Origin of the sequence: Ferrovum myxofaciens, assembly GCF_013181415.1 — a bacterium.
GTDB lineage: Bacteria > Pseudomonadota > Gammaproteobacteria > Burkholderiales > Ferrovaceae > Ferrovum > Ferrovum myxofaciens.
In genome coordinates, this window is the sequence record NZ_CP053676.1 from 592,841 (window position 1) to 616,131 (window position 23,291).

General features: G+C 53.9%; 22 protein-coding genes and 1 pseudogene. 13 read left to right on the forward strand and 10 right to left on the reverse strand.

Annotated features, from left to right (window positions below; genetic code table 11):
• Positions 1 to 32 precede the first annotated feature (32 nt).
• The 10 genes and pseudogenes from HO274_RS02900 to HO274_RS02940 all read left to right on the forward strand — a co-directional run bounded on the left by HO274_RS02900 (position 33) and on the right by HO274_RS02940 (position 8,283).
• Entirely contained in the window at positions 33 to 833 is an 801-nt protein-coding gene (locus HO274_RS02900; protein ID WP_273121339.1) for a TIGR04255 family protein, read from the forward strand.
• Between the two features lie 19 nt (positions 834 to 852).
• The gene (locus HO274_RS02905) at positions 853 to 1,485 is read left to right on the forward strand and encodes a hypothetical protein (protein ID WP_273121341.1); all 633 of its coding nucleotides are present in this window, start codon (positions 853 to 855) and stop codon (positions 1,483 to 1,485) included.
• 14 nt (positions 1,486 to 1,499) lie between these two features.
• Positions 1,500 to 2,348, forward strand: coding sequence for a hypothetical protein (locus HO274_RS02910; protein WP_273121344.1), 849 nt, complete (start codon positions 1,500 to 1,502; stop codon positions 2,346 to 2,348).
• A gap of 529 nt (positions 2,349 to 2,877) precedes the next feature.
• Positions 2,878 to 3,009, forward strand: a pseudogene (locus HO274_RS13505) (IS30 family transposase); the annotation flags it as partial.
• Between the two features lie 670 nt (positions 3,010 to 3,679).
• A complete protein-coding gene (locus HO274_RS02915) occupies positions 3,680 to 4,552 on the forward strand; it encodes a hypothetical protein (protein WP_273121346.1) in 873 nt (290 codons plus the stop codon).
• A gap of 230 nt (positions 4,553 to 4,782) precedes the next feature.
• On the forward strand, positions 4,783 to 5,769 hold the full coding sequence (moaA, locus tag HO274_RS02920) for a GTP 3',8-cyclase MoaA (RefSeq protein WP_420537385.1): 987 nt from the start codon (positions 4,783 to 4,785) through the stop codon (positions 5,767 to 5,769).
• Positions 5,770 to 5,808: 39 nt separating this feature from the next.
• Entirely contained in the window at positions 5,809 to 6,348 is a 540-nt protein-coding gene (gene mog, locus HO274_RS02925; protein ID WP_273121353.1) for a molybdopterin adenylyltransferase, read from the forward strand.
• Positions 6,345 to 6,836: a molybdopterin-guanine dinucleotide biosynthesis protein B gene (gene mobB / locus HO274_RS02930; protein ID WP_273121356.1), complete on the forward strand. Its 492-nt coding sequence runs from the start codon at positions 6,345 to 6,347 to the stop codon at positions 6,834 to 6,836. Before mog ends, mobB begins: the two co-directional genes overlap by 4 nt.
• A gap of 2 nt (positions 6,837 to 6,838) precedes the next feature.
• Entirely contained in the window at positions 6,839 to 8,041 is a 1,203-nt protein-coding gene (locus tag HO274_RS02935) for a molybdopterin molybdotransferase MoeA (RefSeq protein ID WP_273121359.1), read from the forward strand.
• Positions 8,038 to 8,283, forward strand: a complete 246-nt coding sequence (locus tag HO274_RS02940; protein WP_273121362.1) for a MoaD/ThiS family protein — start codon at positions 8,038 to 8,040, stop codon at positions 8,281 to 8,283. Before HO274_RS02935 ends, HO274_RS02940 begins: the two co-directional genes overlap by 4 nt.
• Before the next feature lie 2 nt (positions 8,284 to 8,285).
• On the opposite strand, the gene HO274_RS02945 is transcribed toward HO274_RS02940, so the two are convergent.
• From HO274_RS02945 to HO274_RS02975, 7 genes are all read right to left on the reverse strand, one after another.
• Positions 8,286 to 11,075: a nitrate reductase gene (locus tag HO274_RS02945; protein ID WP_273121365.1), complete on the reverse strand. Its 2,790-nt coding sequence runs from the start codon at positions 11,073 to 11,075 to the stop codon at positions 8,286 to 8,288.
• Positions 11,072 to 12,811: a bifunctional protein-serine/threonine kinase/phosphatase gene (locus HO274_RS02950; protein ID WP_273121367.1), complete on the reverse strand. Its 1,740-nt coding sequence runs from the start codon at positions 12,809 to 12,811 to the stop codon at positions 11,072 to 11,074. Before HO274_RS02950 ends, HO274_RS02945 begins: the two co-directional genes overlap by 4 nt.
• Before the next feature lie 13 nt (positions 12,812 to 12,824).
• A complete protein-coding gene (locus HO274_RS02955) occupies positions 12,825 to 14,039 on the reverse strand; it encodes a nitrate/nitrite transporter (protein WP_273121369.1) in 1,215 nt (404 codons plus the stop codon).
• A gap of 62 nt (positions 14,040 to 14,101) precedes the next feature.
• A complete protein-coding gene (gene nirD, locus HO274_RS02960) occupies positions 14,102 to 14,428 on the reverse strand; it encodes a nitrite reductase small subunit NirD (RefSeq protein WP_273121371.1) in 327 nt (108 codons plus the stop codon).
• A 17-nt stretch (positions 14,429 to 14,445) separates the two neighbouring features.
• Positions 14,446 to 16,938 (reverse strand): nitrite reductase large subunit NirB, encoded by a 2,493-nt coding sequence (gene nirB / locus HO274_RS02965; protein WP_273121373.1) that lies wholly within the window; start codon positions 16,936 to 16,938, stop codon positions 14,446 to 14,448.
• Positions 16,939 to 16,949: 11 nt separating this feature from the next.
• Positions 16,950 to 18,104 (reverse strand): CmpA/NrtA family ABC transporter substrate-binding protein, encoded by a 1,155-nt coding sequence (locus HO274_RS02970; protein ID WP_273121376.1) that lies wholly within the window; start codon positions 18,102 to 18,104, stop codon positions 16,950 to 16,952.
• A gap of 337 nt (positions 18,105 to 18,441) precedes the next feature.
• Positions 18,442 to 19,017 carry an ANTAR domain-containing response regulator gene (locus HO274_RS02975; RefSeq protein ID WP_273121378.1) on the reverse strand — a complete coding sequence of 192 codons (576 nt, stop codon included), beginning with the start codon at positions 19,015 to 19,017 and terminating at the stop codon, positions 18,442 to 18,444.
• A 96-nt stretch (positions 19,018 to 19,113) separates the two neighbouring features.
• Here HO274_RS02975 and moaE point away from each other — a divergent pair, with 96 nt between their 5' ends.
• The 3 genes from moaE (at position 19,114) to mobA (ending at position 20,866) form a co-directional block, all read left to right on the forward strand.
• On the forward strand, positions 19,114 to 19,593 hold the full coding sequence (moaE, locus tag HO274_RS02980; RefSeq protein WP_273122258.1) for a molybdopterin synthase catalytic subunit MoaE: 480 nt from the start codon (positions 19,114 to 19,116) through the stop codon (positions 19,591 to 19,593).
• 195 nt (positions 19,594 to 19,788) lie between these two features.
• Positions 19,789 to 20,268, forward strand: coding sequence for a cyclic pyranopterin monophosphate synthase MoaC (gene moaC, locus HO274_RS02985; RefSeq protein ID WP_273121381.1), 480 nt, complete (start codon positions 19,789 to 19,791; stop codon positions 20,266 to 20,268).
• Entirely contained in the window at positions 20,249 to 20,866 is a 618-nt protein-coding gene (mobA, locus tag HO274_RS02990) for a molybdenum cofactor guanylyltransferase MobA (RefSeq protein ID WP_273121384.1), read from the forward strand. The genes moaC and mobA overlap by 20 nt, the downstream gene beginning before the upstream one ends.
• A gap of 96 nt (positions 20,867 to 20,962) precedes the next feature.
• On the opposite strand, the gene HO274_RS02995 is transcribed toward mobA, so the two are convergent.
• From HO274_RS02995 to HO274_RS03005, 3 genes are read right to left on the reverse strand one after another with little or no spacing between them, the layout of a single operon-like run.
• Complete coding sequence (locus tag HO274_RS02995) at positions 20,963 to 21,445, reverse strand: hypothetical protein (protein WP_273121387.1); 483 nt, start codon at positions 21,443 to 21,445, stop codon at positions 20,963 to 20,965.
• Positions 21,442 to 21,813: a site-specific recombinase resolvase gene (locus tag HO274_RS03000; protein WP_273121390.1), complete on the reverse strand. Its 372-nt coding sequence runs from the start codon at positions 21,811 to 21,813 to the stop codon at positions 21,442 to 21,444. The genes HO274_RS02995 and HO274_RS03000 overlap by 4 nt, the downstream gene beginning before the upstream one ends.
• A complete protein-coding gene (locus HO274_RS03005; protein WP_273121392.1) occupies positions 21,810 to 23,204 on the reverse strand; it encodes a recombinase family protein in 1,395 nt (464 codons plus the stop codon). Before HO274_RS03005 ends, HO274_RS03000 begins: the two co-directional genes overlap by 4 nt.
• Between the last annotated feature and the right edge of the window lie 87 nt (positions 23,205 to 23,291).

The window sequence follows — 23,291 nt, forward strand, 5'->3', positions numbered from 1 at the left end:
TCACACGCGCCAGCAACTTCAGGAGCGGAGCCGTGAGCGATAAGATGTCGAATGCACCCGTCTACTACGCCTTGGCCCAAGCGCAGTTCAACCCTGTCGCGGCCATGGCAAAGTACATTGATGAGGTGCAGGACCATCTCCGACAGGAGAGCTACACTTTATTTGAGCCTCAGCAAGTGACCCACTTGCAACTCACTGCTGCGCACGGCCAATCGCTTACCGAGCCCCAAGTTGCCCATACGACATCTTGGCTCATTACGAAGGGAGATCGAACTTCAGGATTCATTTTGAACGCATCTTCGATCACCTTTCATACGACTCACTACGAAACTAGCAATGAATTCATCCCGGAACTGCTGCGCGGGCTTAGAGCCATACATGCAGTGGTGAATTTAGATCATGTCGGTCGACTGGGGCTTCGTTACCTAGATGCTGTCTTGCCGAAGCCGGATGAGATGGTTGATCAGTATCTTGCGGGCGGTCTTCACGGTGTTCAGTTCGGAGCGAAACAGCGATATGCTCTGAATGAGTCTGTGTTCGAAACAGAATCAGGCCCCTTGTTGCCCATGGGAACCTTAGTCGCCCGCGTTCACCGAATGACCTCAACTCTAGGGTACCCGCCAGACATGGTTCCTAATGGCCTGATGCAGATGACCAAGTTCGCAATAAATGATGTTTGCTCTCATGCTGTGATTGACACAGATCACTTCGTAGAAGGGCGAATGCCTCTAAATTTCGACAAGCTCGGAGAGCAATTATCGGCTCTGCATGCAACTATTAAACTAGTGTTCGACGCAACGATTACCGATCACGCCCGCGCGACCTGGGCCTGACAATAGACGAGGGGAGAAGATGTATTCCATTCCAATTTCCACCCGCCCCATTCAACCGATGGAACCGGCAACAAAGGTCGCCTTTGCGGTGATCGGCACAGTTCTATTTGGTACCGGTAGCGTCTACGGTCTCGATCGCACCGAGTTTTGGCGGCACCATATCCAGCCTCGCGTGCCGTTTATCCTCGATGCAGCGGACATAACCGCAGATAGCGCAAAACGCCTTGATGTTCGGACGGCTGCCGAGCATATCGAGAATATTCGAAACGTGCTGAATCCGCCTGTCGCCGATCTCGCCAGTCTGTTTGATGTCTCTCGCCAGGCTATCTACAAGTGGTTGGCTGGCAGTTCGACCCCTGAAGAAAATAAGCTCGCGAGAATTCACGAACTCAGCCGGATCGCGGACGCATTTTATGTAGCAGGCGTATCACGTGCGGGGACTTTGTTGAAGATGAAAACTTTCGGCGGACGGTCCTTGATGGATCTCATTAAGTCCGGCGAAAACCGCCACAAGCACATTACCACCTTGATCACAGAAGCCATGGCTATGGAGTCGTCGTACAACCTATCCGGCTTGGCTGCCACAAAGTCCAAACCTACCGGTGATTGGCAGTCCTCCATTTCTATTCCAGGCTCCTCTGAGCGCACATAAAAGAGGAGTCGCGGATGCTCAGTCGGGATACCGAATGGCGACAGGGGAACCTGCTAACCGACGGGGCGGCGCTTGCACTGAAACTGGTGGAAGCGCTCGGCTCAGGCAGCCGCGTTGTGGTGATCTCTCACGACTGCGACCTGCCAAACGACACTGAGGAGTTCGTCGAGGTCATCGTTGGCTCGAAGGTTGATGCGCCTAACGCGATGCTTGTAAACGCAAAGAATCCGCGTCGATTGCATGTAAGATTCACAACTCAGGACGGCGAAGAAATTCACATCGAACTTCACCATGCAAACCGACGGCAAGTGAAAAAAATTGAGTTTTCAAAATTCGGAGCTAGAGACTCGAGTTTTGCTCTGCCAACCGATGAAAAGCGCGCCTTGAAGCAGTGGCTTGCTGCCCGATATGGGCGCCCAGCATTTCCCAGTGCCTTCGAGACTCGACTGCGGAAGATTGTTCAGAAGAAGTCTGTCGAACACCGCATCGCGAAGATTCTGGAGCCGGCATCTTCGCATCTGGTGGCGCTTTTCTTCGACCTTGGTGAGGACAGAACAGTCGAACTCCCAGGTGGAGAGGCATACTTTCTCTCCATCTCAGTCGTATACGATGCTACAGAGGGCGGACAGCACGCAAGGGAAGTGGCTGAAAATGTTGCAGATGAGCTTAACTCTCTCTTTGAACAGGCATACGGAACCGCTTATGCAGCAACGGAAATCGCACTTGAGTCCTGCAACGCCGTTGCTGATACTTTCATGACATTGGCGGACCTCAGGAAGGTGGACCAATGGCGCTTGGAATACATAAGCCTTCAGGAAGACCCGGTGGGCAACTTTCTCCCGACTGGAGAGCTTTCGGTCTAGGCTCCCCCCTGTGAAATGGCCGGATGTCGCTCAGGCATGCATCCTCAAATGCCTCGATGTCACATAGTCGCCAAAGAATTCGTCCAGTCTCTCGTGGACTCGATCCCCCTCAATTTCAGAAATCTCCGACAGGTTTTTTGCCGCCACACCCGACTCCAGCATGGCAAGTCATCGGTACATACAAATGGCCAGATACTCGAACCAACGCCATTTACGGGAAATGTTTTCTATCTTGCTCGGAAAGCGGACGCGGATTCGGTTCCGTATTCCACCACCAATACCTTAAATCCCAACCCTTATCGGTTGGGATTTTTTTGCCCGGAACGCCCCTGTTGGCGGGGTTCCGGCAGTTTTTCTCTTGAGCGTTACTACGCCACCATCCGTGTTTCCGGCCTCACTTTCCTCATTTTCTTCTCTCTGTTCTCCGTTGGCCTCTTGAGCACTCAAGAGGTCGCCTCCAGGATTCATGCGGGTTTCAGGCCCATTGGTTATGATCATGAATTGGTCGAGCACAGGCGACCGAAACAGAGAATGGCAGGCTGTGGATCGTCTCAACCTCAGGCCCAGAAAAGTACTTGGGTTCAGAACGCCATTAGAGATATTCTTCGGTAAAAAGGTACGCTACACCACCATCACATCAGGTGTTGCACTTCGAACTTGAGTCTGCGCCCACACTATGTCACAAAGAACCAAAAAATTAAATAGGTTTTCCCAGAAGTCTGCGAATGCGCAGTACGCATGGTACTGGAACTTCGTAATACTTACGGAGTCGTGCCAATCTGCAAGGTGTTGTAGATTGGCACATCAGAGTTTCGGCGCACTATGCGGCACAGCAACGCAACTCTGAACTTACGCTGTGCACGCGCCCTGCGTGATGAAAAATTATCCACGAACAGGGAAGAATGCCGAGCACCAAGCCAGTGCGATACGTCATAAGAAGCACTGTATTGGCTCATTTCCTCGAAAATATTAAGGGGATCCCTCGGATTCTTGGAATCCCTGTTCTGGAAAAGCCGCGCTGTCTATTCTCTGCTCGTTTTGTTCTTAATGTCTCGGAATGCCTGCCGTACAAAGCCCTAGTCACCCTTCTGCGCTCCAGACCCAAGCGTCAACAACGCTGTTTCCTTATCCTGTTTTTATAACTTATAACTTGGCATAACAATTGCTTAAGTCACACTCACTGCAGAACAAAGACGTTCTGCAGTGAGTGTGATTGCAACCCGGACAACGGCGTCCGCGGCAAAGGGGAAATAAACATTCCCAATGCCGCGTACGCCGTTTTTTTATTTTTTGGCCACATCACTGTCAGTCGGTTTTTGACAACCCCAGGAGTGGAAATGAGAAAATCGTTACTCGTAATTGCAGCAATGGCAGCTGTAGACGGAACAGCTCGTGCAGATGTCACTCTCCCAGGTTCTTCCGAATCCAACACGAACAGTGGTTGGTTTGCCACTGTCGATAAATCTCTGGAGGAACAACCCCATTGGGTGTGCCCGTTGGTGACTGTGTTCCCACAACTGGTAGAAGAATTTCGCTACGATGAAATCGCGCAAAACAAGGTAGGAGGAATCACGCTGACCAACAACGGAGGGGGGGTCAGAGGACTGGAATTGATTCCTTCCGAGCATGTTGAAATCTTGATTGGACAGCCTGGTTACATGAATCTCCAAACTCCTAAAACCACGATATCAGGTTGGACAGATGAATCACTACTCGTGAAATACCGATTCCTGGCTGCCAATGAAGAAAATGGCAATTACGTCGTCTCTGGCTTCATGGGGGTTAGTATTCCGACAGGGAACACGCCTTTTACTCAGAACGCTACCGTGACCACCCCAACCTTGGCAGTTGGAAAAGGTTGGGGAACCCGGGGGCAAGGTGTGGCTGTAATGAGCACGCTTAGCGAAAGTTTTCCCTCTGGAAACCAGAATTACCTAGGGGAGCCTGTCGTCTGGAATACCGCTTTTCAAGGTCATTTTTCCAATTATTTCTGGCCAGAAATCGAAACCAGTTTAACCCATTGGAAAGGGGGTGCATTTTCCGGGAAAGATCAGTTAATCGTCACCTACGGTATCAATTTCGGTCGGATTCCCCTTGATGGAAGAATCAAACTTACTCTGGGTGTCGGTTATCAGACGGCCAACATGAGTGGATTCAGCACCTTTGGAAGTGGATGGGTTATCACAACTCGATTGCTATTCTGATTCACAGTGACATCGGAGGGAAGATTATGGGATACTGACCAAGCATCCTGTGGTGAATCAAGAGGCCAAGTCGAGGAGTCCATGCACTGGTCGAGGAGTGTCGCCCGTCATTGGGATCCCGCAGGTGTTGCCCAATTGAACCTTGAAGGACTGGTTCAGTTAGTGACTCGAAGTTGGTCGACATGACAACCATCCTGAAAAACGCCGGTTTAATCAAACATAAAAATCCGATGAAGACTTCTGCCGCACTGATAGATCGTTTTGGCCGTCAGATTTCCTATCTGCGTCTGTCGGTGACCGATCGTTGTGATCTGCGTTGTGCCTACTGTATTCCCAAAGGGTTCAAAGGGTTTGAAGTTCCTGACCATTGGTTGACCTTCGCTGAGATCGAACGTTTGATGGCGGTTTTTGTCGCATCTGGGGTGAGCCGCATCCGTTTGACCGGAGGAGAACCGTTGCTGCGTGCCCAGTTACCTCTTCTGGCCCGGAGTCTGGCAACTTTGCCGGGGCTCGAAGAATTGTCTCTCAGTACCAATGCGACACAACTCGAAGACCATGCCCAAGCCTTGCGAGATGCGGGGGTAAGTCGCGTCAATATTAGTCTCGATTCCCTCATACCTGAACAGATCAAATGCCTGACTGGACAGGATGCCTTCGCAAAAATCATGGCTGGCATCGGCGCGGCCCGGCAGGTAGGGTTTTCTCCCATCAAGATCAATATGGTGATCGTGCCTGGTGTCAACGACCGAGAAATCGACGACATGGTGGCTTTTTGTCGAGCGCACAGACTGATTCTACGCTTGATCGAGCCCATGCCCATGGGGAATAGCGGGCGGGCCATCACCCCCTATGATTTGCAGGAGACCCGACGGCGCCTGACGCAACGTTTCGATCTGGTGCCTGCTCTGATTCCCGGTGGTGGTCCGGCATATTATCTGCAAGATCCCGAAGGGACCTTCAATGTGGGTTTCATCACGCCGATTTCACGTCATTTTTGCGCCACCTGCAATCGCGTACGCCTGACGGTGGATGGAATATTACACCTCTGTCTGGGTCAGGAAGCGCGGGTCGATTTTCGCACCCTGATGCGCTCAGGGGCCAGCGATGAAGAACTGGCACTGGCCTTGAGCGCAGCGATCGAACTCAAACCAGAGCGTCATGAATTTAGGGAAGCTCCTGAAAAAATCATGCGCTTCATGTCATCCACGGGCGGTTGACCACCCATTTTATTTTGAATCACAGGAGTTTTCTATTTCATGTCAGTTCCCACTCCCGTTCGGATCGGATTGGTCAGTGTCAGTGATCGCGCCAGCCAAGGTATCTACGAAGATCGTGGTTTGCCAACCCTGCAAACATGGCTCGACGAAGCGCTGACCACACCCTGGCAGGCCCTGAACCGTTTGATTCCCGATGAACAACTTCTGATTGAGACGACCTTGATCGAACTTTGTGATCGGGAGGATTGCGCTCTAATTTTGACTACCGGCGGAACCGGACCGGCTCTGCGCGACGTCACCCCGGATGCCACTCGCAATGTCGCTCATCGTGTGCTGGACGGTTTTGGCGAACAGATGCGCGCCGTCAGCCTACACTATGTTCCGACTGCCATCCTCTCGCGCCAGATCGGGGCTACTCGAGGGCGTACCTTGATTCTCAATTTACCGGGGCAACCTCGAGCCATCAAGCAAACTTTGGATGGTATTTTTGCGGCCGTGCCCTACTGCATCGATCTGATCGGAGGACCACGTCTGGAGACCCGGTCCGAAGTCATCGCGGCTTTCCGCCCAAAAAAATGAAACTGTTTGGTATCGTTGGCTATTCCGGGAGCGGCAAGACCACCCTGATCGAAAAATTGATCCCTTGGTTCAAGGCGCAGGGATTGCGAGTGTCGGTGATCAAGCATGCCCATCATCAGGTGGATCTCGATCAGCCTGGCAAAGATAGTTGGCGTTTTCGTGAAATAGGGAGCCAGGAAGTATTGCTGGTCACCTCCCAACGCTGGTTCCTGATGCACGAAAACCGGGAACGCTCAGAACCCGATCTGAAAGATCTCACCGCCCGTCTTTCTCCCTGTGACCTGGTGCTGGTGGAAGGCTTCAAGCACGGGTCCATGCCAAAACTGGAAGTTTGGCGCACAATCACCGGAAAACCACTGCTTCACCCCGACGATTCAAACATTGTCGCTGTGGCAACGGATCGTCCTGTAGTGAGTTCTCTGCCACAATTCAACTTGAACCAACCCGAACCCATGGCTCTTTTCATTGCGCAACGACTGGAATTATAACGATGAATCCCCTGTCTCCTGAGGTTGCACTCGAACGATTGATCGCCAGCATTCGGACTCGCCCAGCCACTGAAATCATTCCTCTGGAACAAAGTCAGGGGCGGGTGCTGGCCGAGGATCTGTGTGCTCGTTGCGATTTACCCCCGGATAATGTCAGCATGATGGATGGTTATGCTGTTCGCATTACCGACCTCGATGATCGTTCCTTGCCGATTTCCCAGCGAATTCCTGCAGGTCGGAGCGCCCAGCCCTTAGCCCCCCAGTCGGTAGCGCGTCTCTTTACCGGGGCCTGTCTCCCTCTGGGAGCGGACGCAGTGGTGATGCAGGAGGACAGTGCGCTGGAAGGTTCGGAAGTGCGTTTCACCCACAGGCCGCACCTGGGGCAACATATTCGTCTGCGGGGTGAGGATGCCCGCATCGGGGATGTCGTCCGGCGTGTCGGAAGCCGGGTCCGACCTCAGGACATGGGCTTGCTGGCGGCCGTCGGGATTGAGTCAGTGGTGGTTTATTGCAAACTGTCCCTCGCCGTATTTTTTACCGGAGACGAATTGGTGCAACCCGGCCATCCCCTGGAACCAGGACAAATCTACAATTCCAACCATTTTCTTTTGCGAGGTTTGCTCGAAGCGCTCCATTGCAATGTCGTGGATCTTGGGGTAGTTCCAGACAATTTGGATCAGACCCTATCCACCCTCACGAAGGCCGCATCTGCAGCCGACATCATACTGACTTGCGGTGGGGTTTCAGTGGGGGAAGAAGACCATGTGCGCACGGCAGTGGAACAAATCGGCCAGATCGACTTATGGCGAGTGGCCATCAAACCGGGGAAACCTTTTGCTTCTGGGCAGGTGAACGGGGTACCTTTTCTGGGCTTGCCGGGCAATCCCGTCTCGGCTTTTGTCGTTTTTTGTCTGTTTGTGCGTCCCTTCATCCTCTCCAGCCAGGGTGCCCTGGACTGGAAACCCCAGACCTACCAAATTCGAGCCAACTTCGAATGGCCCCAGGTAAAGGGACGGACCGAGTGGTTGCGGGCGCAGTTACATAACGATGAGGAAGGCACCTTCCTGACCCTGGTGGCGAATCAGGGTTCAGCTTCTTTGACCTCACTGGTTCAGGCCGATGGGCTGGTGGAAATACCCATGGGGCGTCAGGTTGTTCGAGGAGACACCGTCCGTTTCATGCCGTTTTCTGGATTGTTGATATGAAAATACTCTATTTTGGGCGTCTTCAGGATATTTTTGGCAGAACCGAGATAATGCCCTCGAGACACCCCAATCAGACCGTGAGTGAGTTGTTGGACGAGTTACGAGCCCGTAGTCCGGCGACTTGCGAAGCCCTGAGCCGTCCGTTCAGGGTTGCCCTCAACCAGACCATCCTCGTCGAGGAAACCGTGGTATTACACGATGAGGACGAAGTCGCCCTGATCCCCCCGGTGACGGGCGGGTAACCTCATCCTGGGCCAGTTGATTCGTTTTGGTGTTGACCCAGCATCCGTCGAATCTCTGGCAGACAGGAACCACATTGGGTGCCGCAGCGCAGGGAAGCCTGTAAATCGGCGAGGGTAGCACCCTTCTGGATCGTGGCTTGCAAGGTTGCTTCACTGACATCCAAACAATTGCAAACCGTTCGGCTTGAAACCCGAATCGAAGCCGGGGGAGCCGACAAAGGCGCCAACAGCCAGTGCCGAATCTCGGCCACCGTTTGCTTCTCCAGGAGCGCACTTTCCAGCCAGGGAGCTGCCACTGTCTCACCCGTCAAACGCGCCGCAATCAGTTGCTGATCCACCAGAAGGACTTTTTTGGCAATATGGGCGCGAGCATCATGGTATTCCATGCAGACTCCACTGACCAGTCCAAAAAGTTGGTCTAGTGGTTCCAGCCAGGTAGCAGGAATCGGTTCGTCGTGAGCCAGATTCAGGATCACAGCGGGATGGTTTCGACCCACCAGAGAGACGCTGGCATAGCCAAAGGGGGACAGTAGCGGAGGAATCTGGTCGAGCCATTGAAGGGTGCATTGCCGGGCTTGCTCGCTGTCGGCGGCACTCCCCATCATCACCGTGGTATAGGGGAGTATGGCGTGTTCGATCCGAACCGCTGCATGTTTGAGTTCGGGTTGTTTGGAATAGGGATCGAAAGTTTTCAGAGTCAGTTCGTTGACACCGTGGCTATTGAGTCGGTTGCGGCCCCAATGCATCGCCATGAAAGCCTGCCCCGAGGCAACTTCCAGAGAAGCCTGGAGGCGAATCACCAGATTTCCCCGTGGGCTCGATACTTTGACCAGAGACCCTGGGGCCAGGCCCCGTCGCGTCATGTCGGCGGGATTGAGTTGCAGGCAGGGTTCGCGATCATGATTGCCAAGTTGGGCAACCCGACCTGTGCGAGTCATGGTATGCCACTGATCGCGCAAACGACCACTGGTGAGGTGAAAGGGATAACGCGCATTGCAACTCTCCGCGGTGAGCGAGGAGACTGGCACCACAAAATGGGCGCGACCATTGGCAGTGGCAAAACAGTGATCGCCATAGAGACGCACGCGATCCTGGGTGGCTCCCTGAGGGAAAGGCCAGCGTTGCGGTCCCCGTTGATCAAGTAGATCGTAACTCAATCCGGTAATGTCAAGGTCCCGACCTGCGGTAGTACGGCAATGTTCCTCAAAAATTTCGCGGGGATGTTCATAGGGAAACAGGCGTTTTGCTTCTTCACCGCGTCCCAATTCGCGTCCAAGGACGTGGGCAAAATCACGACCGATGCGCCAATCGGAACGACTGTCGCCAGGCGGGGCCAAAGCGGGTCTGACATGGGTGATACAGCGTTCGGAATTGGTGACCGTACCCTCTTTTTCACCCCAGGTACAGGCGGGCAGCAGTAAGTCGGCATAGGCGGTGGTTTCGGTATGGGCATAGGCATCTTGCACCACCACCAGTTCACAACGGGTCAATGCCTCCCGAATCAGGGTTTGGTCGGGCATCGAGTGGGCGGGATTGGTGCAAACGATCCATAACGCTTTGACTTGGCCTGCTCGTGCGGCCTCGAACAACTCTACAGCGGAGAAACCGGGTTGGGCGGGTACCGAGGGAATCCCCCACAGTTGGGCTACTTCCGCGCGATGTTGGGGGTTGGCGAGATCGCGATGGGCGGACAGGAGGTTGGAGAGTCCCCCTACCTCCCGTCCCCCCATGGCGTTGGGTTGTCCGGTCAGGGAAAAAGGTCCACACCCCGGCTTGCCGATCTTGCCGGTCGCCAGGGACAAGGCGATCAGGGCTGTGCCGTTATGGGTACCATGATGTGATTGATTGAGCCCCTGACACCATAAACTCATGGGGGCCACAGATTTTCCCCACCAACGAGCCGCCTGGATGATGTATTCCGCAGAGATCCCACAAATGTCGGCGGCGACGGCAGGAGTGATCTCTGCAACATGCTGGCGTAGGGCTTCGAAACCGTCGGTGTGGTCGCGGATGAAATCATGATCCAGCAATCCCTCCCAGATCAGTACATGGAGCATGGCGTTATAGAGCCAGATATCAGTACCGGGCAAGATTGCCAGGTGCAAATCGGCTGCCGCAGCGGTCTCGGTACGGCGCGGATCCACTACGATGATGCGCTGGTTGGGTTGTCTTTCGCGCGCGGCTTCGATGCGGCGGTAAAGTACTGGATGAGCGTAGGCCATGTTGCTGCCAGCGATCAGCAGGCAGTCGCTCAGTTCCAGATCTTCATAACTACAGGGTGGAGCATCGGCTCCTAAGGTCTGCTTGTAGGCGACCACGGCACTCGACATACATAGCCGTGAATTGGTATCGACATTGTTGGTACCGATCAGACCTTTGGCCAACTTGTTGAAAACATAGTAGTCCTCTGTCAGCAGTTGACCGGACAGGTAAAAGCCGACAGCATCGGGGCCATGGTCACGGATGATCTGGCCGAATTGGTGGGCAATTCTGTCAAGCGCATCGGGCCAGGTGACAGGGATGGGCACTTGAGCCCGATCGGGGCGCCATTCAGGGGTGAACAGACGCCCTTCGGGGCGAACTGACTGAAGCAATGTGGCCCCTTTCGTGCAAAGCCGCCCATAATTGGCCGGATGGGTCGGATCGCCTATGACCTGACGCAACCCACGATCATCATGCTCAATCAAAACGCCGCAACCGACGCCACAATAAGGGCAAGTGGCGGCGGTACTGCGTAAGGAAGAAGGGCTCGCTGCCATCACATCCGCGGTGCGCGAATTCGTTGTGTTCATCGTAATCCCGTCAGTAGTCGAGAAAAATAGTAGAGGGATACCAAATTGGCGAACAGCGACAATCCTGCAAAAATCTTCAACGCCATGGCTGGATGACGTTCTACCAAGGGTATGGAGCGAGGTCGAGTCAAGGGGCGATGAGCACCACGCTCGAGGGCGACTAAAAATTCATCGGAAGTTTCGAAACGGTGCTTGGGGTGAGGGGCGCAGGCCATCAGCAGGATATTTTCCAACCATTCCGGAGTGTCTGGGCGATATCGGGTGGGCGGTACCGGGGAGCCAAAATGAGGATGTTGGAAGGGTTCGATTTCGCCGTATGGGTATTTGCGGGTCAGCAAGTTGTAGAGTGTCACTCCGACAGCGTAAAGGTCACTCGACTCGCTACATGAGATTCCGGTGAACAGTTCTGGAGCCATATAGGAGGGGGTGCCTGGGTTATTGATTTCAGCCAGCAGGTTGCCTTCTGAAGCGGCAACTCCGAGATCCAGAATGTGCAGATGGCCTTCCGTGTCGATGTGAAGATTGTCAGGTTTGATGTCGCGATGCAGAATTCCCAGGCGATGGAGGTACCCCAGCCCTTTGAGCAGACCAGATCCCAGGGTCATGATCTCTTCCGGATCGAAGCGATGACCCCGTTGTAGGCGCGACGCAAGGGTCTCGCCCTCATGCCAGGTCATCAGGTAGTAGAGGTAACTACGCTCGGGGTGACTGACCACCTGCGGAAAGGCGTGGTTGACTACCCGTCGTGCTAACCATTCCTCATGACTGAGCGCAGTCCGTGCCCCGTCATCGCCACTTGCACTGCGGAGCGTCTTGAGAACCAACTTTTCCGGACCCTGTGGTGTCGGGCGTGAGACCCGATATAACAAGGTGACCCGAGATTGATGAAGCAGTGCCTCGACGGTGAGGCCATCGATGTTTTGGCCAACCCCCAGGGTTGGGGGCAGGGGGCGCTGCAAGGCGGTTTCCAGCCAATGATCGAAGCCAGGTCCGGGAACCGATGTGATAGCGACTACCAGACAACTGCAATTGTCACGACTCCCCTCAGTCTCCGCCTGGTCGACAAGAGCATCGGCGGCGGCTTGGGGATCGGGATTACTCGCCAGCAGGTTCTCGATCTGGGCCTTGGACAACGCACTCCAAGTTCCATCGGTCGCCAGCAAGATACGATCGCCAGATTGAATCTCACCCTCCAGATGGTCTAATTTGAAATGCTCATCGAGTCCGACGGCGCGACTCAAAACATTTGTCAATTCAGGATGAGGCCAGACATGATCTTCCGTCAGTTGGGTCAGTTGACCATTGCGCCACAGATAGGCTCGAGAATCACCCACATGGGCTAAATGGAAGCGACTGCCACGCAGGACGACGGCAGTCAGGGTGGTGGCCATCCCGGCATATTCTCGACAACGCCGCCCCTGTGCCACAAGCCAGCGGTTGGTGGCATTCAGCACCAAATCCAGAGAACGGCCTACACCTAGAGTTTCTGGCGTGGAGTAATAATCCGACAACAGGCTCCGTACTGAAAATTCGGCGGCCTCTCGCCCTAGAGCATGGCCACCGACTCCATCGGCGATGGCAAAGAGTGCTCCCTTTTGTTCCAAGGTTTCACCCTGAGGAAGGGTCGAAGCGAGGAAGTCCTGATTATCGGCACGACCACCGATGCGGCTAGTTCCGCCCATCGTAACCTCAAGTTGAGATCGGTGGTGTCCCGAGTTTTCTTCGAAAGTTTTCATGTCGCGCCCTGACTCAGATTCTTGCATCGGTCAGATGACTGGCCCCCCAAGTGGTACGCCAACGGCTCTTGACTCTGCTGATGCCAGCCAGTGCCAACAGGGCCAGGGTAGCGAAGATCAGAAACCCCGTCTGATAACTGCCCGTCATTTGACGCGAGTAACCAAGAGATGATGCCAGATAAAAGCCGCCTACCCCTCCAGCCATTCCAACCAGTCCGGTCATTACCCCGATTTCCTTGCGAAAGCGCTGGGGTACTAACTGGAAGACGGCCCCATTGCCCATCCCCAGAGCCAGCATGGCGATTACGAAGACAATCAGGGCCATCCAGGCGTGGACAGGCCCAAAACTGACGACAAACAGGCTCAGGGCGGCAATCCCGTACATGACAGTGAGGGTTTTGACGCCCCCTACCCGATCCGCCACATTCCCGCCCAAGGGGCGCACCAGAGATCCTGCAAATACGCAGGCAGCAGTAAACAGGCCGGCAGTTTTTGGATCAAGGCCATATTGGGTATTAAAATAGATGACCAAAGAGGAGGCAAGGCCTACGAATCCGCCAAAGGTCACGCTATAAAAGAACATGAACCACCATGCATCCTGATCCTTGAGAACGGCCAGATATTGGGTCAAAGTTTTAGGGGGTGGAGGATTGGGCGCATCCCGGGCCAGCACAATGAAGAGTACGAACACCATGGCGAGCGGAATCAGGGCTAGGCCAAACACATTATTCCAACCAAAGAGGGCAGCCAAACCTGGCGCAAAGAGGGCAGCCAGGGCGGTGCCGGAATTTCCGGCACCGGCAATTCCCATGGCAGTACCTTGGTATGCGGGAGGATACCAGCGCGATGCCAGAGGAAGGGCAGCGGCAAAGGAAGCACCAGCCACACCCAGTAATATTCCCAGGGTCAGTACTTCCTGATAGGAGTGGATGCCGTGGATCCATGCGAAGCCAAGACCCGTCAGCACCAGAATCTGGCCGATGATGCCGGCCTTGCGCGGTGAAAGATGATCCACCAGAAGCCCCATCACGATTCTCAGCAAAGCCCCCGAGAGCACGGGCGTGGCCACCATCAAACCCTTCTGCAGATGGTCGAGATGGAGGTCATTGGCAATATTGACGCCAAGAGGTCCCAGCATCACCCATACCATGAAGGAGATATCAAAGTAGAGAAACGAAGCTAGCAAGGTCGGGGTATGTCCCGACTTCAGAAATATCTTCATGTCCATGTCGTCATTCCATTGACCAAACCAACTGATTTAAAAATGAAACTGCCCCATTGCAGCAAAAGTTAGTGCGACTCGTGCCCTGACTCCAGACTGATCCAACCATCTTCCAGATGTACGGGAACAATCGCGGTACAACCCACATCTGGTGCCTGTGCTTGCCCATCGACCAAACTGATCTTCCAGCCATGAAGTGGGCAGGTGACATGGCTGTCCGTGACCAGCCCTTGGGAAAGCGGGCCTTGTTTGTGGGGACATCTATCCAGCAGAGCGAATACTTGATCATCCGCAGTGCGGAACAGTGCGATATTGGGGGGAACTTCACGCTCAACCACACGCGCACCGAGACGGGGAATCTCATCCAGAGTACAAATTCTTTTCCATTGGGTCATGACAAACTCCGACTTTATTAAAGGGACATCACTTCGAATTCCTGAAGACGCGAGGGATTGGCGGCGATCTCCATCCATGGGTCACCAGTACCCTGAAGTGCAAACAGAAGACGTTCGTGAAGGGTTCGCCGTTGCTCAAGATCTTCCACCACCTGTTTTTTCACGAAGTCGAGACCGATTCGTTCGACCCAGTGCACGGTGCGGTCGAGGTAACGCGCTTGCTCGCGGTAGAGTTGGAGAAAGGCGCCCACCACCTCCGTGACTTCATCGTCACTGGCGACCTTGCAGAGAAACTGGGCGACCACGGTCTTGATCCCGCCGTTGCCAGCGACATAGATTTCATAGCCCGAGTCCACTCCGATGATGCCCACATCCTTGATGCCGGATTCAGCACAGTTGCGCGGGCAACCGGATACCGCCAACTTGACTTTATGGGGACTCCACATTCCAAACAGCATTTTTTCCAGACGCACACCCAGGACCATGGAACGTTGGGTACCAAAACGACAATGCTCGGAACCGACGCAAGTTTTGACGGTGCGCAGGCTTTTGCCATAGGCATGGCCAGAGACCAAGCCGCTATCCGCCAGATCAGCCCATATGTGGGGCAAATCCTGTTTTTTGACGCCGAGCAGGTCGATCCGTTGGCCGCCAGTGATCTTGAGGGTGGGCACCGCGTATTTTTCGGCAGCATTTGCAATAGCGCGCAATTCGGTCGGCGTAGTCAAACCGCCCCATAGCCGAGGAACTACAGAAAAACTTCCATCCTTCTGGATATTGGCGTGAGCCCGTTCATTGATGAAGCGACTCTGGGGGTCGTCTCGTGCCTCGTGGGGCCAACTGGAAATCAGGTAATAATTGAGTGCTGGACGGCAAGTGGCGCAGCCGTTGGGAGTTTTCCATACCAGAAAAGTCATGACCTGAGGGATGGTGAGCAGGTGTTCTTCGCGGATTGCCTTGCGAACCTCCTCATGGGTATGATCAGTACAGCCACAGAGCGTTTTGTGCAATCCTTCAGCGGGCTGATAGGCTCCGCCTACAGTAGAGGCCAGCAATTGCTCCACCAGTCCGGTACAAGACCCGCAGGAACTGGATGCTTTGGTATGCCGGCGCACCTCTTCAAGGGTAAACAGCCCTTTTTCTTTGATCGTCTTGATAATGGTTCCTTTGCAGACACCATTACAACCGCAGATTTCCGCCTGATCGGGAAGGCTGGCCGCTTGGGTTTCCCCTTTATGACCGCTGTCACCCAGATGGTGTTGGCCAAATAGCAGATGGGGCCGCAATTCCGTGACTTTCTGGGCATCTTTGAGCAGTTGCATGTACCAGGCGCTATCGGCGGTATCGCCATAGAGGACGGCTCCCACCAGTTGATCACCCTTGAGTACCAGTTTTTTGTAGACACCAGCGGCAGGATCGGAGAGTACGATGTCTTCGCTGTCATTGGCTCCCATGAATTGACCGGCAGAGAACAGATCGATTCCCGTTACTTTGAGTTTGGTCGAAGTTACGGAGCCTTTGTAACGCGCAATACCATACTCGGCCAAGTGATTGGCGGCAACTTTGGCCTGTTCGAAAAGCGGAGCAACCAGTCCGTAGGCAATGCCGCGATGAGAGACGCATTCGCCCACGGCATAGATACGGGGATCGAAGGTTTGCAAAGTGTCGCTGACCACGATGCCCCGGTGGCAAAATAGCCCAGCCGATTCAGCCAGGGCAGTATTCGGGCGGATTCCCACGGACATCACGACCAGTTCGGTTGCGAGGGTGGATCCATCTTTGAAACGCAGGGCACAGACCCGTCCATCCTCGCCGCGCATCAATTCAGAGGTCTCACAGCCCAACTTGAACTGCAGACCACGGTCCTCCAGGGATTTTTTCAGCAGTTCAGCGGCAGGACGATCAAGTTGGCGTTCCATCAGCCAAGGCATGACATGCACTACGGTCACGGTCATACCCCGTTGACGCAATCCATTGGCCGCTTCCAGGCCGAGCAGACCACCTCCGATCACAACCGCATGGTGATAACGGGAAGCGGCTTCGATCATGGCATCGGTATCGGCAATATCGCGATAACTCAGGACACCGGGTAAATCATGGCCGGGAACCGGCAGAATGAAGGGAGTCGAACCGGTGGCCAGCAGTAACCGGTCGTACTTTTCTACCCGCCCATCTTCGCTGAAAACCTGGCGCGAGATCCTGTCAATTCGAGTGACGCGACTTGAAGTATTCAGTTTGATCCCATTATCCTTGTACCAATCAACATCATTCAGGATGATTTCTTTGAGGGTCATTTCTCCCGCCAACACTGGCGACAAAAGAATGCGGTTATAGTTGGGGTGAGGTTCCGAACCAAAAACGGTGATGTCATACTTGTCTGGAGCCAACTTGAGCAGTTCCTCCAGAGCACGAACTCCCGCCATGCCGTTGCCTACCATGACCAGTTTGGAGCGAGTACGCTCGGCTATTGGAGGCGGTTGCAGGCTATTGAGGGGGGGGTGAGCAGTCATTGATGTCACTCCTAAGCAGTGAGGGTGAATTGATCGGCATACCGCTTCGGGTCTTGACCGTCCCATACTCCGCCATCGAAAAGGCAGGAGCGACGGTATGGACTGACGGGAAGAGAGACGGCAGCGGCTTCAGCGCCATCGCGGTAAAGGTCGAGCCGTTGTACCTGTTGCGCCACGGCATGGTAGTCAGGGTGTTCGGTCAGCATTCCCCAACGTTTGTGTTGCGTCATGAACCAAAGGCCGTCGGAGAGATAGGGGTAATTGACGGCGCCATCGGCGAAAAATTTGAGTGAGTGCGAGTCCTGCCACTGGTGACCCAGTCCGTCCTGATATCGTCCTTGGAGTCGTGCCAAGATCAATTCTGAAGGAAGATCGAGAAAATTTGGCTGGGCCATCAGGGCAGCAGTGATGGCCCGATTTTCTGGGGAAGAATCAAGCCAGCGACTGGCATCCAGGATGGCTGCAATCAGGGCACGGGCGCTGTGGGGATGGCTTTGAGCCCAAGTGGCCGTCGTGGTCAGCACTTTTTCAGGGTGATCAGGCCAAATGGACTGACTGGTTGTGACTGTGACGCCGATACCCCGTTCAACGGCCAGAGCGTTCCAAGGTTCTCCAGCACAAAATCCCTGCATCTGATCCGCACTCATGCGTTCCACCATTTCCGGGGGTGGAACACTGGAAATTTGAAGATCGCGCAGGGGATGAATCCCCCAAGCAGCCAACCAGTAATAGAGCCACAGGGCATGGGTCCCCGTGGGAAAAGTCTGGGCAAAGGTGAAGCGTTGTTTTTTGTGGATGATGGCGTTGGCCAGGCTTTCACCTCCAGTGATGCCGCGATCAGCCAGGGCCTGGGATAAGGTGATGGCCTGACCATTATGGTTGAGGTTCATGAGTACGGCCATATCCCGCTGCAATCCACCGATTCCCAACTGAACTCCATAGACTAGGCCATAAAGGCCCTGTGCAGCATCCAGGCTGCCATTGAGTAGTCGGTCCCTGATTGAGGCCCAACTATTTTCCCTCGACAGGCAGATTTTTATTCCATGACGACGATCAAATTGTCCCAGTGATGCGATCACCAGACTGGCGCAATCCGTCAAAGGCATGAAGCCCAAGTGAACCTCTTTGATTTCTGGTTTGTCAGTTCCTGTCAGCCAGGTATTCATAAGGTCTCCTATAAACTCGAAAAAAATAAAAAAACGGCATGCGCTGCATTGGGAATACTGCTCTTCCCATTGCCGCGGACGCCGTTGTCCAGAACTCGATCTCACTCACTCCAGAACGCCATTGTTCTAAGTGTCATAAAGAATTAAGCAATAGTTATGCCAAAATATGGTGCAACTAAAATATGATCATAAAATAGTGTATTAGCGCATTAATTCAGGGTGGTATATGTGTGATCAAGGACTTTTTATGGCAGGTAATTAAAGGGCACAGAAATAACACGCACAGAAATGGTGCGGATTTTTTGGAAACAGACTATTTTGGTGCGGTTTCAGAACTTCAAAACAGCAATAAGGCACTGTCGATCAGGTCTCGGGCTACTTGGGCGATCGTCTTGCCCCGTGTCATGGCCAGTTTTCGCAAGGAAGCATAGGCTTCATCCTCCTCGAGGTGGCGCTGTTTCATCAGAATCCCTTTAGCTTTGTCGATGATTTTTCGGTCATCCAGTTTTTGAGTAGCACGGGCGAGTTCGTTCTTTAATCCTTGCATCATTTCGAAACGGGCGCAGGCAATGTCAATGACCGGTTTAAGTCGGGAACTGTCCAGTTCATCAACCACATAGGTGGAAACTCCGGCTTGCATCACTTGATGGATTGTTTCGCTATTGTCATCGGAACCAAACAAGATGACTGGGCGCGGAGCGGTGCGATCCATCACAGCGAGGTGTTCCAGAGTGTCGCGGCTGGGGGAATCCGTGTCGATCAGAATGACATCTGGCTTAAACTGTGAGACCTTGTCCAGAAGATTATCAGAGGAAGGCAAAACAGCAGCGACCTGATAGCCTGCCCGGATGAGTTGTTCGCAGATATCAGCGGTTGGTTGTTGATGTTCGTCGATAATGAGAATTTTGAGCATGATGCCAAAGGATAAGCAATGACCATGCCATTCCTTTGTCATGGGAGAGGAAGTAAGATAACAGTATCTCTCATCATCACAAACTCACCCAATCAAATGACTCTTTCTGTTCAAACCTCAGATTTTGATATTGGCGCTGAAATCCAACAACTCCAGGGACACTGCCCAGGAGCCGGGGCTTTGGTCAGCTTCTTGGGAACGGTACGCGATATGAGTGAAGAAGCTGCCATAACCCAATTGTGGATAGAGCACTATCCCGGCATGACAGAGAAGTCTCTCGAAGCGATTCTGGAAGAAGCCCGCTCACGCTGGACCCTGTTGGGAGTACGAGTCATTCACCGGATCGGTGCATTAGCCCCAGGTGATTCCATCGTGCTGGTGATCGTGGCCAGCGCTCATCGGGGACCAGCCTTTGAAGCTTGCGCGTTCATTATGGATTACCTCAAGACGCGGGCCATGTTTTGGAAAAAAGAACAGTTTCCCGAAAAAGAAGTGTGGGTTGATGCTCGCACCAGCGATGAACAGGTTGCGCAGCGCTGGCGAAAGGATTTCCTAACAGAGCCCGGGGAAATTTAACTTGTTCGATACGATCAATGCCCGAAAACTGCTGAGCCACGAGAGGCACATCCAAAATAGCCATCATTTTCCATGCTGTGCTGGCGGATGTCTGGTGCAATAATGTGGTGTGCCATTTTTAGCGGTAATCTCCTATAGAAGATTTGGCGATTCCCCGGTACAGTACTTCGTTAACCACTTTTCGAAAACTATCTTATGACCCAATCCTTTACTCATCTTGATGATCAGGGCCAAGCTCAAATGGTCGACATTGCGAACAAGAGCGAAACCCGGCGTGTGGCCCGGGCCAGTGGTCGAATCCGCATGCAACCACAGACCCTGCAAGCCTTTCTCGACGTTACTTTAAAGAAAGGAGATGCCATGAGCGTGGCCAGAATCGCTGCACTGATGGCGGCCAAACGAACCTCCGACTTGATTCCCCTTTGTCATCCACTGTCATTAACCCATACCCAAGTAGACTTCATTCCCAATATGGAGGAAGTGTGGCTGGAATGTATTGTCACTACCGAAACTGTTGGGCGTACCGGGGTGGAAATGGAAGCCTTGACGGCCGTCAGTGTTGCCCTGCTAACATTGTATGACATGGGTAAGGGACTGGATCGGGGTATGACAATCGGAGATATTCATCTGCTTGAAAAATCGGGAGGATATTCCGGTGATTGGCACAACGCATGACCGCCATGATGTCTGCGCGCTACTCCTGGCGGGAGGACAGGGACGGCGTATGGGGGGACAGGACAAAGGGCTGTTGAATTTAGGAGGTTATCCTCTGGTGATCCATGCGTTGGAAAAGATTCGTTCCCAAGTCACGGAGATTCTGCTCAGTGCCAACCGTAACCATGCGCTCTATCGGAGTTGGGGATTCTCCGTCATCGCGGACGAAGAAGACTATCTGGGGGCAGGTCCTCTGTCAGGTTTGCATACCGGTCTGACCCACGCTACTTCGTCTTTGATCCTATCTCTTCCTTGCGACTCTCCTTTTTTCCCGGACACACTCCTTCCCCGCCTGTCCCAAGCACTTTCAACCCAAGATGCCGAAATCGCCTTTCCGGTATCAGGCGGATGCAGCCATCATGCTTTTTTACTGTGCCGCACCCACCTGAAGGATTCACTGAAAAAATATCTGGATGGTGGTCAGCATCGAGTGCTGGGATGGGTAAAAACTCATCGCCATGTGGCGGTGAGTTTCCCTAACAGTGAGGATTTTTTTAATGTGAATACCCCAGATGAATTAGCAAAAGCAGAAATACATTATGATGAAATATCAAGATAACTGAACTTTAGACATTCGCGATCTTCTGCCGCATGAATTGCATACCTGAAAGTTGCCCTTTACCCGTCACGAATGACGGCCATCGGCCCATGGCCGTTATTCGCAAGATGTGGGCAACTTCTGTCGTTGCTGGACCCAGTTCGTAGGGATGACACGGCGGGTGAGATGCTCCAGCACCAGGCCGTTCCCCTCACCCGCCATGCATGCCTCGACGGTTTCTGGAGCCAGTTGTGTGAGTCGACCAATTCGGCTGGCTTGGCCAAGGTCAATTCCTTCGGCAGCGGCGATCTCGGTCATCGTCCGGTACTTTCCTTCGTCCAGTAATCGTTGCCAATGATGCGCCAGTCCGAGGGCCCGCATCAGGGAGGTATCCTGCGCTGATTCGCGGGCATCCTGTTTCTGGCGTGCTTCTTCAAGGAACTCTTGTGGCACATCCAACGGGGTGATGACCTGCTTTTTGTTCCCTCGTTTTACCAGCGTCCAGGGCACGAAGGTTTCCATCTGAACACCGCCTGCTGGCGATGGTATCTGATAAGTAACAGGATTGCCTTTGATTTTCCCTTGATGCTTCCGGCTCATAGATCCCCCTCAAAAGTACCCATGATTTCTCGCTGGACCTGCCAGTCCACCGGTAGGCGATTCCGCTGGAACCACATCAGAGTCAGGCAGCGCGGTTGTTTTCCAACCATGATTCCCTCAATGATGTCGGGGGCGAGAATCGTAAGACGTAGCAGTTCATTGACCACAGAAGGATGCAGTTTTTCAGTTCGCGCAATGGACGAGCCAGTTTTCATCGCTCCGATGTCCAGCAGATGTTGCCAGTAAAAGGCTCGTGCCAACCCTTCGAGCAGAGTCACATCGTGTACATGGCGTTTATCATCAGTGATCCGCTGGACACCCCGACGATGCAATACCATGGGAATAAAGATTCCCAGGCCACCTTTCATGCCATCCCCTCCATTTCGATCAGTTCTGTGCCGATACTGTCGGGCATGAACTCCCCAATCAGATCCTTCCAGCCCAATTCCCGCCATTTCACCTTGATACCCTGGACCTCACCGGCGCGGACCAGATCGATCCGTTCGATCATCAAATTGGCGATCCGGTGGCGTTCCACCGGGAACAACTGATCCCATACCCTGTTGATGCGTCCCATGGCCATTACGGTGGATGCTTCATCGATCTGGACTCCGTGGCGCTGGATATGGCGAACCACCGATGCCACGGATTCCGGACTGGTCAGTACCGTCCGGATCTGGGCGACAATTGCCTCCTCAATTTCCAGCGCGGGCAGGCGCTCGTAAGTTTTCTCCGACGCGCCGAACCGGCTCTCCGACTTGGACACATAGTAGTGGTACTTGCACCCATTTTTTCTGGAATAGGTCGGATACATCCGCTCGCCCGAGGGCGAGTACAACAGACCACGGAGCAACGCATCGGTGCGCGACCGGGTCTTGGTCTCCACCGACCGGACATGGCCATCCCTGGACAGCACCTCGTGTACCCTCCCCCACAAACCGGGTTCTATGATCGCGGGATGCACGCCGGGGTACCAGTTCCCCTTGTGCGACAGTTCCCCGAGGTAAATCCGGTTGCGCAGCAACTTATGAAGGTACTTCTTGTCGATCCTGGCCCCTGGCCGGGTCTGCCCTTCCTGCGTTGTCCACGCCTTGGTGGTGGTGCCCTCGGCGGTCAGGTTGCTCGCGATTTTGGTCGGTGAGCCGATGGTCAGCATTTCCTCAAAGATTCTTCTGACCACCTCTGCTTCGGCTTCGTTGACGATCAGCAAACGATTGTCGACATCGTAGCCCAGGGGCGGCACGCCTCCCATCCACATCCCCTTTCGTTTGGCGGCCGCGATCTTGTCGCGGATGCGTTCACCCGTGACCTCGCGTTCAAACTGGGCGAAGGACAGCAGCACATTGAGCATCAACCGCCCCATGGAGGTGGTGGTATTGAACTGCTGGGTAACCGACACAAAAGATACCCCATGGCGCTCGAACACCTCGACCATCTTTGAAAAGTCAGCCAGACTGCGCGTCAGGCGGTCGATTTTGTAGACCACCACAATGTCGACCAGTCCGCGCTCGATGTCGGCCATCAGGCGTTTTAATGCGGGACGCTCGATATTTCCCCCAGAGTAGCCCGGGTCGTCATAATCATCTGCGACAGGAATCCACCCCTCAGACCGCTGACTGGCGACATAGGCCTGCCCCGCCTCCTTCTGGGCATCGATGGAGTTGAACTCCTGGTCCAGCCGTTCGTCCGAGGACACCCGGCAGTAGACCGCACAGCGTTTGCGTGGCTTGCTGGTGACAATTTGTTGGGTCGTGCTCATCTCGCACCTCCCTGATTACCACGGTCAGAAAGTCCGAAGAACAGAGGCCCTGACCAGTGCGTACCGGTAATCTGCCACGGTAAATTT

Excerpts from the sequence above, each read along its gene's own strand:
- nirD (WP_273121371.1), bottom strand. The coding sequence starts at position 14,428 with ATGACCCAATGGAAAAGAATTTGTACTCTGGATGAGATTCCCCGTCTC.
- HO274_RS02945 (WP_273121365.1), bottom strand. The coding sequence starts at position 11,075 with ATGAACACAACGAATTCGCGCACCGCGGATGTGATGGCAGCGAGCCCT.
- mobB (WP_273121356.1), top strand. The coding sequence starts at position 6,345 with ATGAAACTGTTTGGTATCGTTGGCTATTCCGGGAGCGGCAAGACCACC.
- HO274_RS02940 (WP_273121362.1), top strand. The coding sequence starts at position 8,038 with ATGAAAATACTCTATTTTGGGCGTCTTCAGGATATTTTTGGCAGAACC.
- nirB (WP_273121373.1), bottom strand. The coding sequence starts at position 16,938 with ATGACTGCTCACCCCCCCCTCAATAGCCTGCAACCGCCTCCAATAGCC.
- moaC (WP_273121381.1), top strand. The coding sequence starts at position 19,789 with ATGACCCAATCCTTTACTCATCTTGATGATCAGGGCCAAGCTCAAATG.
- HO274_RS02910 (WP_273121344.1), top strand. The coding sequence starts at position 1,500 with ATGCTCAGTCGGGATACCGAATGGCGACAGGGGAACCTGCTAACCGAC.
- mog (WP_273121353.1), top strand. The coding sequence starts at position 5,809 with ATGTCAGTTCCCACTCCCGTTCGGATCGGATTGGTCAGTGTCAGTGAT.
- HO274_RS02970 (WP_273121376.1), bottom strand. The coding sequence starts at position 18,104 with ATGAATACCTGGCTGACAGGAACTGACAAACCAGAAATCAAAGAGGTT.
- HO274_RS03000 (WP_273121390.1), bottom strand. The coding sequence starts at position 21,813 with ATGAAAGGTGGCCTGGGAATCTTTATTCCCATGGTATTGCATCGTCGG.
- moaA (WP_420537385.1), top strand. The coding sequence starts at position 4,783 with ATGAAGACTTCTGCCGCACTGATAGATCGTTTTGGCCGTCAGATTTCC.
- HO274_RS03005 (WP_273121392.1), bottom strand. The coding sequence starts at position 23,204 with ATGAGCACGACCCAACAAATTGTCACCAGCAAGCCACGCAAACGCTGT.
- HO274_RS02935 (WP_273121359.1), top strand. The coding sequence starts at position 6,839 with ATGAATCCCCTGTCTCCTGAGGTTGCACTCGAACGATTGATCGCCAGC.
- HO274_RS02950 (WP_273121367.1), bottom strand. The coding sequence starts at position 12,811 with ATGAAAACTTTCGAAGAAAACTCGGGACACCACCGATCTCAACTTGAG.
- HO274_RS02995 (WP_273121387.1), bottom strand. The coding sequence starts at position 21,445 with ATGAGCCGGAAGCATCAAGGGAAAATCAAAGGCAATCCTGTTACTTAT.
- moaE (WP_273122258.1), top strand. The coding sequence starts at position 19,114 with ATGACTCTTTCTGTTCAAACCTCAGATTTTGATATTGGCGCTGAAATC.
- HO274_RS02975 (WP_273121378.1), bottom strand. The coding sequence starts at position 19,017 with ATGCTCAAAATTCTCATTATCGACGAACATCAACAACCAACCGCTGAT.
- HO274_RS02905 (WP_273121341.1), top strand. The coding sequence starts at position 853 with ATGTATTCCATTCCAATTTCCACCCGCCCCATTCAACCGATGGAACCG.
- HO274_RS02955 (WP_273121369.1), bottom strand. The coding sequence starts at position 14,039 with ATGGACATGAAGATATTTCTGAAGTCGGGACATACCCCGACCTTGCTA.